The organism is Mesonia hippocampi, assembly GCF_014197445.1.
GTDB classification, from domain to species: domain Bacteria; phylum Bacteroidota; class Bacteroidia; order Flavobacteriales; family Flavobacteriaceae; genus Mesonia; species Mesonia hippocampi.
The window spans coordinates 315,131-332,491 of sequence record NZ_JACIFO010000002.1 but is presented as its reverse complement, the minus strand read 5'-3'; the positions used below and the strand labels follow the sequence as shown (position 1 = coordinate 332,491).

The window sequence follows — 17,361 nt, the reverse complement described above, 5'->3', positions numbered from 1 at the left end:
AATTATTTTTAAGAATTAAAAAGGCAAAATTAGTAAGATTATAATTTGTATGAAAGTTTAAATAGCACTGTTCTAGGTTGCAGGTAAATATTTCTATCTGTTATCATAAATTGATCTATGGTATTTTCATTTTTATAATCAACATCAAAAATGTTATCTACAGCCAATTCAAAGCTCCAAAGACTGTTTTCTTTGTTATAAAAAATAGAAAAATCACCTATGTCAAAATGATTAATTTGATTTGTGTTCTTGTTTTTGTAGTAGTTATACCTATAGTTTGCTTTAACGATAAAGTCGTTAAAAAAATCCCATTCTAAATTTGCATAAGGCTTATTTTCTATAAATTTATTAGAAAAACTAGCTCCCTGAAAATTGCTTAACTGTTGTTGCCAACCTATCTCTATATTTGGCCATGTTTTAAAGCGGGTTTCGGCTTTTATGGTGTATTTATAGTTTTCTGATTGGTAATTGTTTACTTTATCGTTTATAAATCTTGAATAGTCAGATATGCTAACACCTCCCCTAAAAGTAAATCTGTATTTAGAGATTTGCTTGGTAAAAGAGCCGTTAAAGGAATATGTGTTTTCTGGCAAACTGGTATAAACAGAAGTATTTACTTGGTCTATACCCTCTATTTGTGTGGTATTTCTTACCGATTTTTCTCGCTTAATATAACTTAAACTCGCATTAAAAAATACACCTCTATACATATTAAATTTACGATAACGCAATAAAGCTGAATGGTAAAGTTGATTTTCTAAATTCTCATTTCCTCTATATAACTGATTAAAACTAATTAACCTCAACCTATTTGCGTACGCAGAAGCATTAGAAAACGATGTTTTTAAATAATAATTTAGCTCTATTTTTTCTATAGAAGAAATTTCATAATCTATATTCAATTCTGGCAACCAAACGTTTTTTTGCTTGCTAAAGGCCTCTTCTGAAAATTGATGGATTTTCCAAAAATAAGAATGGTACATTATTCCAGGTTTAAAAATAAAGCTTCCTACTTTTGTTTTGTATTGAAAACCAATATAGTTATCGGTTAAACGAAAATGTAAATCATTATTAAAGCCTGCGTGATGAAAATTATTAATTTCTCCGTTTTCTAATAATTGTTTATCTAAAGAGTTAAAGGTTTCGTCTAAAAAAACTACTCCTACCCTTGGGTAAATATGATTAAAGTTATTAAGAACCCAATAATGTTTCAAATCTAAGGTAGCTTGATGTTTTTTTGTTTCGGTGGTTTGTAAAAGCTTATAAAACTCTTTTTGTTGCTGAAAAGGAATTAATTGCGTAAATACAGGCTGATTAAACAACCAATTGTTATCTTTTTCTTGATGATTATAGTTATAATTTGCCGTTAATGTAGAGGTATGCTTATAAGAAAATTGTTTATTATAGCGTATCTCTTGGTTAATTGAAATGTTTTTAGGCTTTTGTTTGGTTTTAATCAACGTAGAATCGTTTTCTGTAAAAGAGCCAAGTTGCTGTAAAGCATCTCCATTAGATGTTTTTATAAAAGCATCGTAGGCTAAATCGCTCTTATCATTGTGTTGGTAGCGCAATTTAAGCTTGTTTAAGCTAAATAGAATGGAATTCTCTTCTTTGTCTTCTCTAAATTCGTTAAAACTTCCTTGTGTTAAATAACTAATGTTATTTGTTGTCTGGGTTTGAGTTTTCCCTTTATTTACAATACTAAATGCCTCTAAGCGAAGTTTAGAATTAATTTGCTGAGACAAGCTACCTGCTGCAAAATCATTTTTTTGATATTTAAAATCATTTTGATTTAAGAATACTGCGAAGTCTGAATTAGTTATATCTTTAAACGATGTGCTATTTTCTAACATCGAGGCAAAGCCTCCTTCAAAATCTATATAATCTTGTATTGTAAACGATTTTTTTCCTATGTTATTAAAGTCGCCTATTATGTTTATCGCTGTTTTGGGACTATAATAAAACAGTTTAGGGTGTATTAAATACCTGTTTTTTACCCCTGCTCCTGTTTCTATATCCCCAAAAACAAATTTCTTTTTTCCTTCTTTTAGCTTAATGTTAAGTGCCATTTGATCGCTATCGCTTAGCCCTTTTAGAAAACTTACTTCGTTATAATTGTCTAAAACCTCTACCTCTTCTATTGCATCTGCAGGAATATTGTTTACCCCCAGTTTTGTATCGCCTGTAAAAAAAGTTTTCCCTTCTACCATAAGCTTGGTTACTTTTTTACCGTTTACAGTAACGTTTCCCGCTTTATCTACTTCTACTCCAGGTAATTTTTTTAGTATGTCTCTTAATTTTCTTTCTTCTCCTGTTTCAAATTGATTAGTGCGATAGGTAATGGTATCATCTTTTACAATTACTGCCATCTCTTTTTCTATAATAACTTCTTTTAGGCTTTCGGTTCTTTCTTTTAAGCTATAATTTTTTTGTGTGTTTTTTATTATGGTTAAGCTATCTGTATGTTTGTTAAATGTCATGTGGGTAATTTCTACCTTATAGTTTACCGCTTGTAAGAGTTTAAGCTTATACCTGCCTTCTGCATCTGAAATAGCAAAGGTAATATTTTGGTTTTCCTCTAAAGGTGTAGCAATAAGGTTTGCATAAGCTATAGGTTCCTGTAGTGTATCTGTTACTTTACCTTGTAAGCTAGCTTCTTGCCCATATATAGCAAAGCATCCTGCTAATAAAAACAGGATGACGAGTGCTTTTTTATAGCTATGTAGTTTTTTAATACTCAAAAAAGTTTATTTAAAATCACCCATTGCGGTAGAAAAAAGCTCATAATATTCTTTTAAACTAATTTCTTTACCTTTGGTAGGCTTTTTTATGCTAAGAGACGTCTTCTCTTTTTTTATATCTTGTAATATAAATATTCTATCTTCTATCTCTAACTTTACAATTAAACCGGGTAAGCCGGCAAAGCCTACAGGCCCGAAAGAAAAAGGTAACTCGTTTGTAAACCAAGCAACAACTTCATAACTTTTCTCTTCTCCGTGTTTATCGTAAAATACTTGTTTTGTAAGGGCTTTTTTACAAGTGTAATTTCCTATTTTGCTTTCTTCATTTTTTATTTCCCATACAGGTTCCGGTAAATCTACAATATACATCTTACCAAAAACTTCTGTCTGCTGTAATTGTTCAGGACAAGTAATATCGTTATAAAAAAGCCCTTTAGAATGAGTATTTAAAAGATTTAATGAACTCTGCTCCTTTCTGTCTTTCACTAAAAAATCATTCATTGAAAAAACAGCTTGTTGTCCCGAAATTTTTAATTGATAAGAAACCTGAGTGGAAATATTCCCAACTCTTTCCATTAATATTTTATATACCTTATTAAATTTATCATCGTGTTTCTGCTTAGCTATTTGGTCTTTATCTACAACCGATATGCTATACGTAGCAGAGATATTTTGTGCATCACTATAATAATAGAAAAGTAATGAAATTAGTATTATATATATTTTATTCATATCTAAATAAAGTAAAAATATGTCTTTTTAGCACACACTAAAAAGACATATAAAATTTAAAGATTAGCAAAATTCTTGAAAGTAAGCATCCATTAACAGATATTCATACTCAGCATTACCCCCTCCGTAGCAGTATCCAAAATCCATTGCATCTTCTAAACACCCTGCATTTGCACTAAATGCAAACCCAAGTGTTAATACTAAAATTAAAGTTAGTTTTTTCATGTTAAAAAATTTAAAATTAAACAATAACCCGAATCTCCAAAAAAAAAAAACATCATTTCAAATTTTTTAACCAAAATTAACTTTAATTTAACTATTATGTAGGAGGAAATAACTAAAACGTTTATTTCATCGGTAATTTACTTAACAAAAATTACTATAAGTAAACAAGTTAAAAAATAATCATCTTTCTTCTAAAACAAATAAAACTAACAATATAGTTTTATGTATTTACTTTTTTAAGTATCCTAAAAAAATCAATTAGGCTTTAAATTACTCATCATTTTTCTGTAAACAGCGTTAGACTCTTCTTCTGTTAATACATCATATTTGTCTAAAGGAATAGTTATCTCTGTGTTCTTTCGTTCTTTTTTTAAGGATTTTAACTCAAATGAATAATCATACTTTCCGCCTATAGCTTTTACTTGCATAATAAGCCCTGGCAAACCATTAAATAAGGCAGGCCCAAATTTTGTAGATATATCAGGGCAAAACCATGCTTCAACGTTTATATTTTCATCATTATTATTTTGCATTTCTGCGGTAGCTTTTATTAAGGTATAGCCTTGAAACTTTTTTTGTTCATTGGTTAATTTCCAATTTATATGCTCTAAAGGATAGCCTCTTAAATGATGGTTCCCGCCTGCTTCATGATAAATATAAACCTCGTTACAGCTAACATCCGAATATACTTTATTATGCGATTGTAGCCTTATCAAAACTACTTTTGCTAATTTCTGTTTTATTTCCTCAACGCCCATTCTTTCTATAGGTTGAAAAAGTGCTTTTTCTGAGTTAAACAATAAAGAAAATGTTGTAGCATTTACTTCAGCTATCATTTTTTTACCTAAAATTTTAGCTTGTTTAGCATAATAATCTTCATTATTGCCATTGTTGCTCTTTTCTTTTTGTTTTACCTCTATACTATAAACTGCTTTGTAAGTTTGCCCATAAGCACAGTGGAATGCTAAGAAAATTATTAGTATTTTTAATTTTTTCATCTATATAAGTTAAATATTACTTAGCACACAAAAAATAGATTAGTTTATAACTTACTCATCTAAAAACTTCTTATTTAATGCTTTTATCTGCTTTTCGTACTCTTCCTGCGTTAATATATTTTTTGTTTTTTCTGGCTTAATTTGCCCGCTTTTTATTTGTTCAATTTTTTTGACAGTTACAATAGCTCCTTTTAAATCAACTTCCATAATTAACCCTGGTAAACCCATAAAAATATCTGGACCAGATTGTAAAGGAATTGAAGGGGCAAACCAAGCAATCACTTTAATTTTTTCTTTTAAAACAGGGTTAAAATAAAACCCTTCTGCCTTTTTAACATTTAATCCCAGTATTTTTCGTGTATCTTTTTTAATATCCCAATTAAAGTTACAAGGAACTTGTTTTATTGTAAAATCTTTTCCTAGTAGCTTTTTGGTAAAAACTATATAATCATCAAGATAGTTTACATAAACGTTTTCATTAAAATTGGGAAATCGTAAAGCTGACTTTTTTAAAATATCATCAAGAGGAGTGTTGTTAGTATTTGTTAAAAAATCACTATTCTCAAAATATGATTCTTTTTTATTAACCACAAGTGTATAATTTATATTCCTTGTGTACTCAACTACTTGCTTATAAAAACTTTTAATTCTATCACTTGCCTCATTTATATCTTTTTGTGATTTAATTGAGGTAATAGCATAAGTTATTTTATAATCATCTTGAGCCTGTATTGTTTCATTAGTAATACTATTAACAAAAAACAGGCTCAAGATAAATTTCAGGTATAAGTTTTTTACTAACATAGGCCTGTTGCTTCAAAATATGCTGTAAGTTCTATTAAAAAGCCTACATTTTCGAGATTTACACTTCCTTCTGTTTGTATCACCCATTCTCTCGCATTTTCAAAACACCCTGCATCTGCACTAAATGCAAACCCAAGTGTTAATACTAAAATTAAAGTTAGTTTTTTCATGTTAAAAAATTTAAAATTAAACAATAACCCGAATCTCCCCCAAAAAAAAACATCATTTAAAATTTTTTAACCAAAATTAACTTTAATTTAATTATTATATAAGAAGAAATAACTAAAACGTTTATTTTATCGGTAATTTACTTAACAAAAATTACTATAAGTAAACAAGTTAAAAAATAATCATCTTTCTTCTTAAAACAGATAAAACTAACAATATAGTTTTATTTCTCTAACCCAGAGCTCAACAAAGCATCACAAACACAGTATTTTTAGTCAATTAAAAAAAGATTAAAGAGTTAGCCGTTAAAAAACATATATTTGCAGTTTACGTAAGAATTATAGAAAGTATATGAAGCATATCCGAAACTTTTGTATCATCGCCCATATTGACCACGGAAAAAGCACCTTGGCAGATCGTTTATTAGATTTTACGGGGACGGTTACCGAAAGAGAAAAACAAAACCAACTGCTAGACAGTATGGATCTTGAACGCGAACGAGGCATTACCATAAAAAGTCATGCGATACAAATGCGTTATCTTCATGAAGGAGAAGAATATGTACTCAACCTCATTGATACCCCTGGGCACGTAGATTTTTCTTACGAAGTTTCTCGCTCTATTGCTGCCTGCGAAGGGGCGTTACTCGTTGTTGATGCTGCACAAAGCATACAAGCACAAACCATCTCTAACCTTTACCTTGCGTTAGAAAACGACTTAGAGATTATCCCGGTATTAAATAAAGTAGATTTGCCAAGCGCAAACCCAGAAGAAGTTACCGATGATATAGTAGATTTATTAGGTTGCGACCCATCTGAAGTAATCCCAGCAAGTGCAAAAACAGGAATAGGTATAGAAGAAATCTTAACCGCTATTGTAACCAAAATTCCTGCTCCAGTAGGAAAACAAGACGCTCCGTTACGCGCCTTGATATTCGATTCTGTTTACAATCCTTTTCGTGGAGTAGAAACTTACTTTAGGGTACTTGATGGTGCTATTACCAAAGGGCAACAAATAAAGTTTGTAGCTACTGGGAAAAACTATTTTGCAGACGAAGTAGGTACTTTACAATTAAAACAACACCCTAAGAAAGAAATAAAAACCGGAGATGTAGGTTATTTAATAACAGGAATAAAAGATGCCCGCGAAGTAAAAGTAGGAGATACCATTACCGATGCCAAAGTACCTACCACCGAAGCTATTGCAGGTTTTGAAGATGTAAAACCTATGGTTTTTGCAGGAATTTATCCTGTAGATACAGAAGACTACGAGGAGTTACGCTCATCGATGGAAAAACTACAACTGAACGATGCTTCGTTGGTATTTACTCCAGAAAGCTCTGCTGCATTAGGTTTTGGTTTTAGATGTGGTTTCTTAGGAATGTTACACCTAGAAATTATACAAGAAAGATTAGAGCGTGAATTTGACATGACGGTTATTACCACCGTTCCTAACGTATCTTACCACGCTTTTACTCATAAAAACCCCGAAGAAGTAATTTTGGTAAACAACCCTTCAGATTTACCAGAGCCTTCTAAACTAGAAAGAGTAGAAGAACCTTATATTAAAGCTACCATTATTACCAAGTCTGACTTTGTTGGTCCGGTAATGTCCTTATGTATAGAGAAAAGAGGCGAAATTGTAAACCAAACTTACTTAACTCCAGAACGTGTAGAACTCACCTTTAATATGCCACTAGCCGAAATTGTTTTTGATTTCTATGATCGCCTAAAAACGGTTTCTAAAGGTTATGCCTCGTTCGACTATTCGCCTATTGGGATGAAAGCCTCTAAGTTGGTAAAAGTAGATGTTTTATTAAACGGAAATACTGTAGATGCGCTTTCTGCTTTATTACACCAAGATAATGCTTATGATGTAGGTAAGAAAATGTGTGAAAAATTAAAAGAGCTTATCCCTCGTCAGCAATTTGATATTCCGATACAAGCAGCCATTGGAGCTAAAATTATTTCTAGAGAAACGGTTAAAGCTTTACGTAAAGATGTAACCGCAAAATGTTATGGTGGCGATATATCTCGTAAACGTAAACTACTAGAAAAACAGAAAAAAGGTAAAAAACGTATGCGCCAAGTGGGTAATGTAGAAATTCCACAAGAAGCATTTATGGCCGTATTAAAATTAAACGATTAGAAAAAAGCTCCCAAATGGGAGCTTTTTTATTAAATACCAGCCTAACTTAAGCCCTAAATTCTCTTCAAAATATCGCTATTACCCTTATTGTATCTTCTCATAAAATATGATTGTTTCCTTTTCTATTCTCTTCTAACCTCTACAACCCCAAAAATAACATAATCACCTAAAATAGAGAGAATTAAACAATTAAAAAAGCTTTACACATTACGCCATTTAATAAAAATTAAGCATATAATATTACGGAATTTATAAAGTAAAGCTCCTGTTTTTTAAAATTATTTCTTGCAGCTTTGTGGGGTTAATTCCCTTTTAATTAAAAGCTTATGGATGTGTTTAATTTTTACTGGTACTATTTAGAATCTTTATTCTATGGTTTTCCTTTCATCATACGCGTAACCGTAATATTGGTTACAGCCTTGTTACTTATGTATCTGTTCTTTTTAATTAGGATTTTCTACATCGCTTATCGACAAAAAAAGATGGTAAAGCGAAAAGAAAAAATTAGATTAAAATATGAAGATAAAATAAAAGATATTATTTATCAAAAAAATAATTTAAGTGTATCACAAACCCGTAATATTTTAGGTATTGATCATAATAAACTAAGAAGATGGGAAAAAGAATATATCACACATATACTACTAGATATAATAGAAGATGAGCATGGAGTTAAATACACATAATTATAAAAAAATTTTAACGGCTTTATCATTGTCTCAATTTTGGAAAAAACAATTAGAGCAAAACAATGCAAAAGTCAACGGAACATCCTTAAGAATGTTAAGTGACATTAAAGAAGAGATTTCTGATAGCACTATCTCCCGAAGAATATACACCCAAAATGGAGAAATACGAAAGCTTGCAAAAAGTGTTCATTTAGAGCTCTCTAATAATAACTCTTTTAGGTTTTTAGAAGATGATTTTGATAAAGATTTCAACTCACTAGATGAAATAAGAATTCATGCAGCTTTAAAAGAAAAGCAAAAAGAAAAGCCCTTACCGCTTTTAATCCGTTGGGTAAACCTAGCTAAAAACCCTAAGTATAAAGCATTTCTTATCAAAGAAATAGGCTTATTTAATCAAGAGGATTGTGCCTCTAATCTATTAGACCTTTATATAGAGGAAGAAAATAACTTGGTAAAAAAAGAATTAATCTCTACGCTAGGTAAGTTAAAACATAAGCCTGCTGTTGATACTTTTATACAAGACTTTAATTATGCTTCTCAAGAAATCCAGCAAACCATTATTAAAGCAATAGGAAACATAGGAGGCGATGAAGCTTTATCATTTTTAAAAACTATTTGTTTTCAAAGCCATGATAAAGAAATGACTATTGAAATTCTACAAAACATACGCCTAATAGATTCTCAAGGGAATATTTATAATGAGCTAAAAAATAAAGCCTCTTCTGAATTTGAAAAAACAGCTATTGCATACGTAGAGCTAAATTCTACCCCCTCTTAAATTTTAATAAAAAGCTTCGCTTTATTATGGATACTATCACGTATATATACCAATACCTTATATACTTTTATGCTGCTGCAATAACGCTTATATACATTATTCTTGCCTTTTTAAGCTATATAAATATTGCCAAAATAAAAGCTAAATATACAAGTATCGAGGAAGAGAAACTAAAAGAACATCCTGAAATTGCTCCTGGAATTTCTGTTATTGCTCCTGCTTATAATGAAGAAGTAATTATCATAGATAATGTAAACTCGCTACTAAATCTAGATTATCCTAATTTTGAAGTAATCATTATCAATGATGGAAGTAAAGATAAAACGCTCGAGTTATTAATCGAAAACTTCCACCTAACCGAGATTCCTTATCCTTATATAGAAAAAGTTAATTGCCAGCCTGTAAAGCGTATTTTTAAATCTACAAAATCAGAATTTAGCAACCTGATAATTGTAGATAAAGAAAATGGAGGAACTAAAGCCGATGCAATGAATGCTGGTGTAAATATGGCTAAATACAATTATTTTATAAATACCGATGTAGATTGCATTTTGGCCAAAGATACACTTACTAAAATTATACTTCCTGTATTAGATTCTAAAACACCGGTAATTGCTGTAGGAGCCACAATGCGAATGGTAAATGGTTGCGACATAAAAAACGGAATCATAAAAAGAGTTAGGCCACCTAGACCTTTTATTCCTTTATTTCAAGAAACAGAATACCTTAGGTCCTATTTGGTAGCAAAAATGGGGTGGTCGTATATAAATTGTATTCCAAATGTATCTGGAGGCTTTGGTCTTTTTCATACCTCAACAGTAATTAATACAGGAGGTTTTGATTCTCTATCTCACGCCGAAGATATGGACATGACACTAAGAATGATTACTTATAAACGAGATAACAATCAAAAATATCGTATTGTACAAATACCAGACTCTTTATGTTGGACCGAAGGCCCCCCAAACATCAATATCTTAGCTCGTCAACGAACACGTTGGGGAAGAGGACTATTACAAATTTTTGTAGTGCATCGCAGACTTTTATTTAATCGAAAATACGGGCGTACAGGACTAATTGTTATGCCCTATGCTTTTATTTTTGAGTTTCTAGCTCCTATTATTGAGTTTAGTGGGGTAATTTTTTTATGCTACTTACTTCTTACTAATCAAATAAACTTTGCTACTTTTTGGTTAATGCTCTTTTTTGCTTACTTAATAGGTGTAACGGTTTCTATTATTACTATTTCCTACGACCTGTCTGTAAAAAAAGTTTATAAAACATACGTTGAATACTTATGGCTTATTCTATTTTCTGCATTAGAAGCTCTTATCTACCATCCGTTCATTGTAATTTTTAGTCTGCGAGGATACCTACAATTTTTATTCAGGAAAAATTTCAAATGGGGTCAAATGACGCGTAAAGGTTACTCTAATAAAAACCCCGATGATACAAGGCTAAAAGCTCAAGAAAGTCTTTAACTAATCATATTATCAGAGAAAAGAAATAATTATAATGAAAAATATATTTCTATTATTAATCGTATTGTATACTCATAGCATTAGCTATGCGCAAGTAACTATACAACTAAATAATAGCCAGGACTATATAACAGAAGCTATAAACCTGTTTAAAAACAACAATTGGGAAGCAGGTAAAAATATAGTCGATAAAGGCTTGTTAAAATTTCCGATAGATTCAGACCTTAAAATGCTATCTGGTAAATATTATCACCATTTCAAACAATACGACAGGGCTAGGTATGACTTAAACAAAGCATTAGAGCTTAACCCAAACAACGTAGACGCAAAACAAATTTTAGTGAACGTAGAAATGGAGTCCGAACGTTATTCTAGTGCTATTTGCTATGTAAACGAACTACTAGAAGTTAACCCGTACTGGAAAGGCTTATGGAGAAAGAAAATAGAACTTTATGAATTACAAAACAACCATATCGAAGCAAATAGATTAAGAAAACGTATTCGCCACATATATCCAAAAGATAGTACGCTTAAAAAAGATTACTTATACAGCATAGAAGTAGCAGCAAATGCCCAACGAGAAGAAGGAAAAATAGATAATGCCCTTGAGCTAAGTAAAAAATTAGTAAAAGAAAACCCTCAAAGAGAAGACTACTACCTAAATGTTGTTAACGATAACCTTAAAGCAGGAGATAATTATGCTGCACTTGCATTTGTAGAGCGAGGACTTAACCAATTTCCTCAAAATGATGCATTAATCAATAAAAAAGCAGGCATTTTAGCGGAGCAAAATCGGTATGATGAACTATTAGAATTTCTTCAGAAAAAGAAACGTAGAAAACAATATAATTATTACCTAAAAGAAGCCGCAAGAAATGCTAAAGATAAAGACCCCGTTACCCTTTATGGAAAAGTTTTTTTTGCTAATCCCAGTAATACAGAAGCTTTTACCTATGTGTTTAATGATGCCATGGCAAAACACCAGTATGAAGAAGCTTTATTTTTATTAAACAAACATCGCCAAGCAGCAGGAGGTTCAAAAAAATTGTCGGTAAAAGAGTTGAGCATTTATAAAAGCATGGGAAATGATGCTAAAGCAGCATCGTTTACCAAAGAGCTTTTTTATAGATATCCTAATGATAGTGATATTAAAGATGATTATGTAAAAATAATGTTGATTTCTGCCAAAAATAAGATGGAATCGGCTCAATATTATGAAGCCATCGCCGATTGGCAACAAGTTGGATTGTACGGAGATAACGAGTTAAACCAAATAGCTCAAAACGCCATTTACAATGCTTATTTAGCTCAAGGAGATTATAATAACGCTTTAAATGCCTTAAATGAACTAATTTTTTTAGATGCCAATAATAAAGATTTATTCCTTAAAAGAGCAGAAATATATTATCTCCAAAAAAACTATCATAAAGCCCTAAACTCATACGAGCAAGCTCTAAACCTCACCGACGGAGAGCAAAAACTAAAATATAAAAACGGATATGCCGATATGGCTACAAAAATTATTAGTGAGCTTAATAAAAACTTCAGGCATACAGAAGCCTTAAAATTCACTAAACATTGGTTAACTATAGACCCTACAAACCAAAATGCCCTCCGCTATGCCGTAAATCTATCGCACCAAACAGGCAACACTAAAGAAATGTTTAATTACGCTCAAAAAGGAAGTAATTACTACCCAGACGATGTGTTTTTTAAAATAAAATTAGCCGAAATTAAAGGACAAAAAGCAAACTTAGAAGAATATGCACAAATATATCATAGCCTCCATAAAGAGCTAAAAATAAACCCTTATCATAAGCTGGTATTAAACACTTTTTCTCAAATAACAGAAGATTATAGTTATTCTTTACTAAAAGAAAAACTAAACAATGTAGCCATAACTAAAATAGACACCGCATTAAATTATATCCCTAATAATAACAATTTAAAATACATAAAAGGTTTAGCTTTTGAAAAACTAAAGCAATACGATTCTGCATATTACTATCAATCGTTCTACGAACCTTCCAATATGGAAGCTAGTGAGTTTAAAGAGAAATTAAACTACTTAAAATCTAGAGGTTATAAAAACAGCATAGGAATTTCTCATATACGCAGTCGCCATGGAGACCATTATGCTATCAATACTATTTCCACAATAGAATATGCCCGTTTTGAAGAAAAAAACACTTATATAGGCCGCATAAACTATGCAGGGAGACCATCAGGAAAAGGGATCCAAATACAAGGAGAATGGTTACGAGATTGGAATGAGAGAACATCAACCATGATAAATGCTGCTTGGGCAAACCAATTTTTTCCCGAAATCACTCTAAACGCTTCTGTGTATAGGTATTTTAATATTCTTAATGGAATACAGTTTGAATTTGGTGCAGGTTATCGTAAATTATCAGAACCTCAAATTACCAATACCAACAACAATATGTTTAATGTTGTGGCAGGAGCTACTAAAGAGCTAGACCATTTCCGTATCAATACACGAATAAATACTTTTCTTTTAGATAAAAAACTGCTGTATAATTTATCCTTAAACACGCGGTATTATTTTTCATCCCCAAAAAATTACATTACAGCAGTAGGTAGCATAGGTTCTTCTCCCGATGTTGAACTTGTAAATTATCAACTCTACGACGGGTTTTCTGTTCTAAATACAATGGTAGGAGCTGGTTTTGGGTGGAATATCTATAAAAATGTATACGGAAACTTTTTAGGTACTTGGTACAACTATAAAGTTAATGACCCTGAAGAGGTACAGTATAAAAATTTATATAATCTATACTTTGGTATCAATGTGGCGTTTTAATTACTTTTTTATTTTTTTATTATTCCCTATATTCTGTTTTTCTCAAAGCACATACAGCCTTAAATCGGATGTTTACCTTATAACCTCAGCCAACGATTCTAAAAGTAAAGAATGGGCTAACTATACCTATAATCAATTTGAGCAACAAAGTCTTGAAAAAAACATAATCTATAGTACCTCTGTAGAAAACGCTTCTTATAAGGATGCTAAAAAAAATAACGGAATTTACTTGGTGTTAGACCCTAATCTAGCTTACGATTATTGTATTGAAAAAACCTCCACTAAAATAAGTTTAAAAGTAAAAAATGAAAAAACAAGTAAGTGGATAATTAATCAGCTTCTGGCTGTTTTATCTAAAACAGATCATCGGTTTTCTTCCCATAATCTTTTACCCGCTATAATAGACTTCAAAACGGATTGTATAAATTTTGATTTCTCGTACCGTGAACCTCATTTTTATTACAATCTGCAAAAAAACAACGCCGCTATTTTAAACACCAATAATGTTGAAACAGATTGGGGCTTATGGGGTCATAATTTACATAAAATAATAACCAAAAAACCGCCAACCCTCTATGCTGAAGTTAACCACAAGAGACTGCCTCAGCAGTTTTGTTTCTCTTCTGTTAGTTTATACCAACAAACATTAAATTATATCGTAAATAATTACGGTAACGGAAAAAAGGTTACCTATAGGTTTATGATTATGCCTAATGACAATAAACTAGTTTGTACTTGTAAGCACTGCCTAAGCTTAGGAAATACAACCTCTAATGCTACTCCTGCTGTAACCTATTTTATAAAAAAATTAGCAGAAAGATTCCCTAATCATCATTTTTTCACCTCTGCATACTTAACCACAAAAACACCACCAAAAGAAAAACTTACTAAAAATATTGGGGTTATGATAAGCACCATAGAGCTTCCTAAAGGTATTGCATTAAACGAGCAACAAACACCTAGCAGAAACTTTATAAAACAAGTAAATGCCTGGAAAGAAAAAACAGAGAATATTTATCTGTGGGATTATGCGGCAAACTTTGATGATTACCTTACGCCTATTCCGGTTTTATATGCACTTCAAGAGCAACTCCGCTTTTTTAAAAAGTTTGCTATAAAGGGTGTTTTCCTTAATGCAAATGGCTATGATTACGCTTCTTTCGATGACCTTAAAACCTTTATTTCCGCAGCATTAATGCTTAACACAGAGGTTAATATTGATAATTTGATTAAGGCTTTCTTCCAAAAAGAATATCCCGAAAATCACGCACTATTAACCAATTATTACCTCTCGCTCGAAAAAAATTTTAAAGCCAAAAGAAAAAAATATCCCTTATATGGTGGCATAAGAGAAATCCTAAATACCTATCTCGATGCAACAGCTTTTACTCAGTTTTATAAAGATTTAGAAAAAATAATTCCTAAAACAACAGGAAATGAAAAAGAAAAACTTAAAAAACTGTTTACAGCCCTATCTTATACGCGCTTACAAATAGGGTATGCATTGGAAGATAAACCATTAGGTTTTCTTATAAAAAATAACACCCAAACAACCATAAAACCTAGAACTAAACAATGGCTAGCATCGCTAAAAGCGTATAAAAACTATCCTGAACTAAAAAACTACAAAGAAGCAGATGGCGCTCTCCCCGTATATTGCGAAGCATGGGAAACAAATCTACTAAACACCCCTTACAAGAATTTCTTAATAAATACCAAGATAGAACTACTTTCAGAAGCAGACGAAAGTTTTAAAACGACAAGGTTGTTAAATAACGGAATTCTTGGTTTTGCTTCAGATTATCACCAAGGTTGGTACATTAATAGTATAGGTAACATGGTTTTAAAATTTACCACCCTTACACTACAGCAAGCAAAAACAATTAAACTACGCTTCCTTATGCATGAGAAACATAAATTCTATCCTCCTAAAAAGATAGAACTCTATATTGATGATGTGCTAAAAGAAAGTAAACTAAAAGAAAACCTTATTATAGAAAATGGTGTGGCCATATATACCATTAACCTAAACTTTTCAGGGACAGAAAATGTTAAGCTAAAATTTATTCAAAAAGAACTTGGAAAAAGCAGCATTGCTTGTGACGAAATACAAATCTTTTAAACCAACATGAAAAGAATAATTACACCCATACTAAGCTTTTTTATATTAATTACAGCCTTAAGTTGTAACATAAAAAACGAAAAAACAACCTTAGAAATAGAAGATAACAATAGGCATTATTATCCTATTCTTCAAGGGCAAGAATTAGAAGTTGTTTTCCCAATAAAAAATATCGGAGAAAACACTTTTATACTCAAAGACATCATTACTTCTTGCGGGTGTCTTATTCCTAAATCATCTATAAACGCTATCCCTGCTGGAGAAGAAGCAAGGCTCTTTCTTACTTATAACAGTAACAAAAACATTGGTTACGTAAAACATTACATAACCCTATATGGAAACTTTGCAGACACCAATAAAATAGAACTAACTTTTGATGTACGTGTAGTACCAGACGCTCATTATACTAAAGACTATGAAGAACTATATCAAGAAGAGAAAAATAAAGCTGGCAATATAGAAGATATGGTAGATGGTAATGAAAATAATAAAGGCTATTACCTGGATGAAAACTTCACAGAACATCATTTAAGCAATTAAAAAAAACAGCATGAAAACAATACTCGTAACAGGAGGTTTAGGCTATATAGGATCACACACTGTAGTAGAACTTATACAAAGCAATTATAAAGTTATAATTATCGATGATCTTTCAAACACTAATATCTCTGTGCTAGATAGCATCCATAAAATTACAGGTATGCTTCCTACATTTTATCCTTATGATTTAAAAAATGAAGCTTTAGTTTCTAAAGTATTTAACCAACATTGTTTTGATGGCGTAATCCACTTTGCAGCTTATAAATCGGTAGGAAAAAGCCAAAAAGAACCTTTACATTATTATAAAAATAATTTATACGGACTAATAAACTTACTACAAGAAATGGAACGTAACACCCTAACAAATTTTATTTTTAGTTCCTCTTGTACTGTCTATGGGCAAGCAGATAAAATGCCTATAGATGAAAATACTCCTTTAAAAAAACCAGAATCTACCTATGGAAAAACAAAACAAATGGGAGAGGAAATTATAGAAGATTTTGTAAAAGCATACACAAAAAAAGCCACCATATTAAGGTATTTTAACCCTATTGGATCACATCCTTCTGGATTAATAGGCGAGTTACCCAACGGCGCTCCAGATAATCTAATCCCTTATGTTGCTCAAGTAGCTAGTGGGATTAGAGACTACTTAAGTATTTTTGGTAAAAATTATCCTACCCCAGACGGTACCGCCATACGCGATTATATTTATGTAAAAGATCTTGCTGAGGCTCACGTATCTTCTTTAAATAATTTGCTAAACAACACACAAAAACAAGGGTTAGACATTTATAATTTAGGCACAGGAAAAGGTCATTCTGTTCTAGAAATTGTAAAAACTTTTGAAAAAGTAAACCTCCTAAAAATACCTTACAAAATAGAAGGTAAACGCCCTGGAGATATTACTATTGCCTACGCTAATGCTAACAAAGCAAAAAACGAACTTAATTGGCAAACAAAAACCACTATAGAAGAGGCCTTGATAAGTGTATGGAATTGGCAAAAAACACTTAAAGAAAAAGAAAAACTCTAAATATTAATTAACACAAATTCTTTCCTTTAGCACTAAATTTAATCCATTTTTAAGAAACATGTGACTTTAATCTTA

At 31.3% G+C, this 17,361-nt stretch carries 14 protein-coding genes; 8 read left to right on the top strand and 6 right to left on the bottom strand.

The window, feature by feature from the left end; all coding sequences use genetic code 11:
- Window positions 1-38: 38 nt before the first annotated feature.
- The 6 genes from GGR32_RS03705 to GGR32_RS03680 all read right to left on the bottom strand — a co-directional run bounded on the left by GGR32_RS03705 (window position 39) and on the right by GGR32_RS03680 (window position 5,670).
- Window positions 39-2,741, bottom strand: a complete 2,703-nt coding sequence (locus GGR32_RS03705; RefSeq protein ID WP_183476590.1) for a TonB-dependent receptor — start codon at window positions 2,739-2,741, stop codon at window positions 39-41.
- A 6-nt stretch (window positions 2,742-2,747) separates the two neighbouring features.
- Window positions 2,748-3,473, bottom strand: coding sequence for a GLPGLI family protein (locus GGR32_RS03700; RefSeq protein WP_183476588.1), 726 nt, complete (start codon window positions 3,471-3,473; stop codon window positions 2,748-2,750).
- Window positions 3,474-3,536: 63 nt separating this feature from the next.
- Complete coding sequence (locus GGR32_RS03695) at window positions 3,537-3,698, bottom strand: hypothetical protein (RefSeq protein ID WP_183476586.1); 162 nt, start codon at window positions 3,696-3,698, stop codon at window positions 3,537-3,539.
- A gap of 254 nt (window positions 3,699-3,952) precedes the next feature.
- Window positions 3,953-4,696 (bottom strand): GLPGLI family protein, encoded by a 744-nt coding sequence (locus tag GGR32_RS03690; protein ID WP_183476585.1) that lies wholly within the window; start codon window positions 4,694-4,696, stop codon window positions 3,953-3,955.
- Window positions 4,697-4,747: 51 nt separating this feature from the next.
- Complete coding sequence (locus GGR32_RS03685) at window positions 4,748-5,500, bottom strand: GLPGLI family protein (protein WP_183476584.1); 753 nt, start codon at window positions 5,498-5,500, stop codon at window positions 4,748-4,750.
- Window positions 5,494-5,670, bottom strand: coding sequence for a hypothetical protein (locus GGR32_RS03680; RefSeq protein ID WP_183476582.1), 177 nt, complete (start codon window positions 5,668-5,670; stop codon window positions 5,494-5,496). Before GGR32_RS03680 ends, GGR32_RS03685 begins: the two co-directional genes overlap by 7 nt.
- A gap of 349 nt (window positions 5,671-6,019) precedes the next feature.
- Here GGR32_RS03680 and lepA point away from each other — a divergent pair, with 349 nt between their 5' ends.
- The 8 genes from lepA to galE all read left to right on the top strand — a co-directional run bounded on the left by lepA (window position 6,020) and on the right by galE (window position 17,286).
- Window positions 6,020-7,816 carry a translation elongation factor 4 gene (gene lepA / locus GGR32_RS03675; protein ID WP_183476580.1) on the top strand — a complete coding sequence of 599 codons (1,797 nt, stop codon included), beginning with the start codon at window positions 6,020-6,022 and terminating at the stop codon, window positions 7,814-7,816.
- 482 nt (window positions 7,817-8,298) lie between these two features.
- Window positions 8,299-8,502, top strand: a complete 204-nt coding sequence (locus GGR32_RS03670) for a hypothetical protein (RefSeq protein ID WP_183476578.1) — start codon at window positions 8,299-8,301, stop codon at window positions 8,500-8,502.
- Window positions 8,483-9,283, top strand: coding sequence for a HEAT repeat domain-containing protein (locus GGR32_RS03665; protein WP_183476577.1), 801 nt, complete (start codon window positions 8,483-8,485; stop codon window positions 9,281-9,283). The genes GGR32_RS03670 and GGR32_RS03665 overlap by 20 nt, the downstream gene beginning before the upstream one ends.
- 26 nt (window positions 9,284-9,309) lie before the next feature.
- Entirely contained in the window at window positions 9,310-10,764 is a 1,455-nt protein-coding gene (locus tag GGR32_RS03660) for a glycosyltransferase family 2 protein (protein WP_183476575.1), read from the top strand.
- 34 nt (window positions 10,765-10,798) lie between these two features.
- Window positions 10,799-13,588 (top strand): tetratricopeptide repeat protein, encoded by a 2,790-nt coding sequence (locus tag GGR32_RS03655; RefSeq protein WP_183476573.1) that lies wholly within the window; start codon window positions 10,799-10,801, stop codon window positions 13,586-13,588.
- Window positions 13,575-15,710 (top strand): DUF4838 domain-containing protein, encoded by a 2,136-nt coding sequence (locus GGR32_RS03650; RefSeq protein ID WP_183476571.1) that lies wholly within the window; start codon window positions 13,575-13,577, stop codon window positions 15,708-15,710. Before GGR32_RS03655 ends, GGR32_RS03650 begins: the two co-directional genes overlap by 14 nt.
- A 6-nt stretch (window positions 15,711-15,716) precedes the next feature.
- Window positions 15,717-16,250 carry a DUF1573 domain-containing protein gene (locus GGR32_RS03645; RefSeq protein WP_183476569.1) on the top strand — a complete coding sequence of 178 codons (534 nt, stop codon included), beginning with the start codon at window positions 15,717-15,719 and terminating at the stop codon, window positions 16,248-16,250.
- A gap of 10 nt (window positions 16,251-16,260) precedes the next feature.
- Window positions 16,261-17,286 carry a UDP-glucose 4-epimerase GalE gene (gene galE, locus GGR32_RS03640; protein WP_183476567.1) on the top strand — a complete coding sequence of 342 codons (1,026 nt, stop codon included), beginning with the start codon at window positions 16,261-16,263 and terminating at the stop codon, window positions 17,284-17,286.
- Window positions 17,287-17,361: the final 75 nt, after the last annotated feature.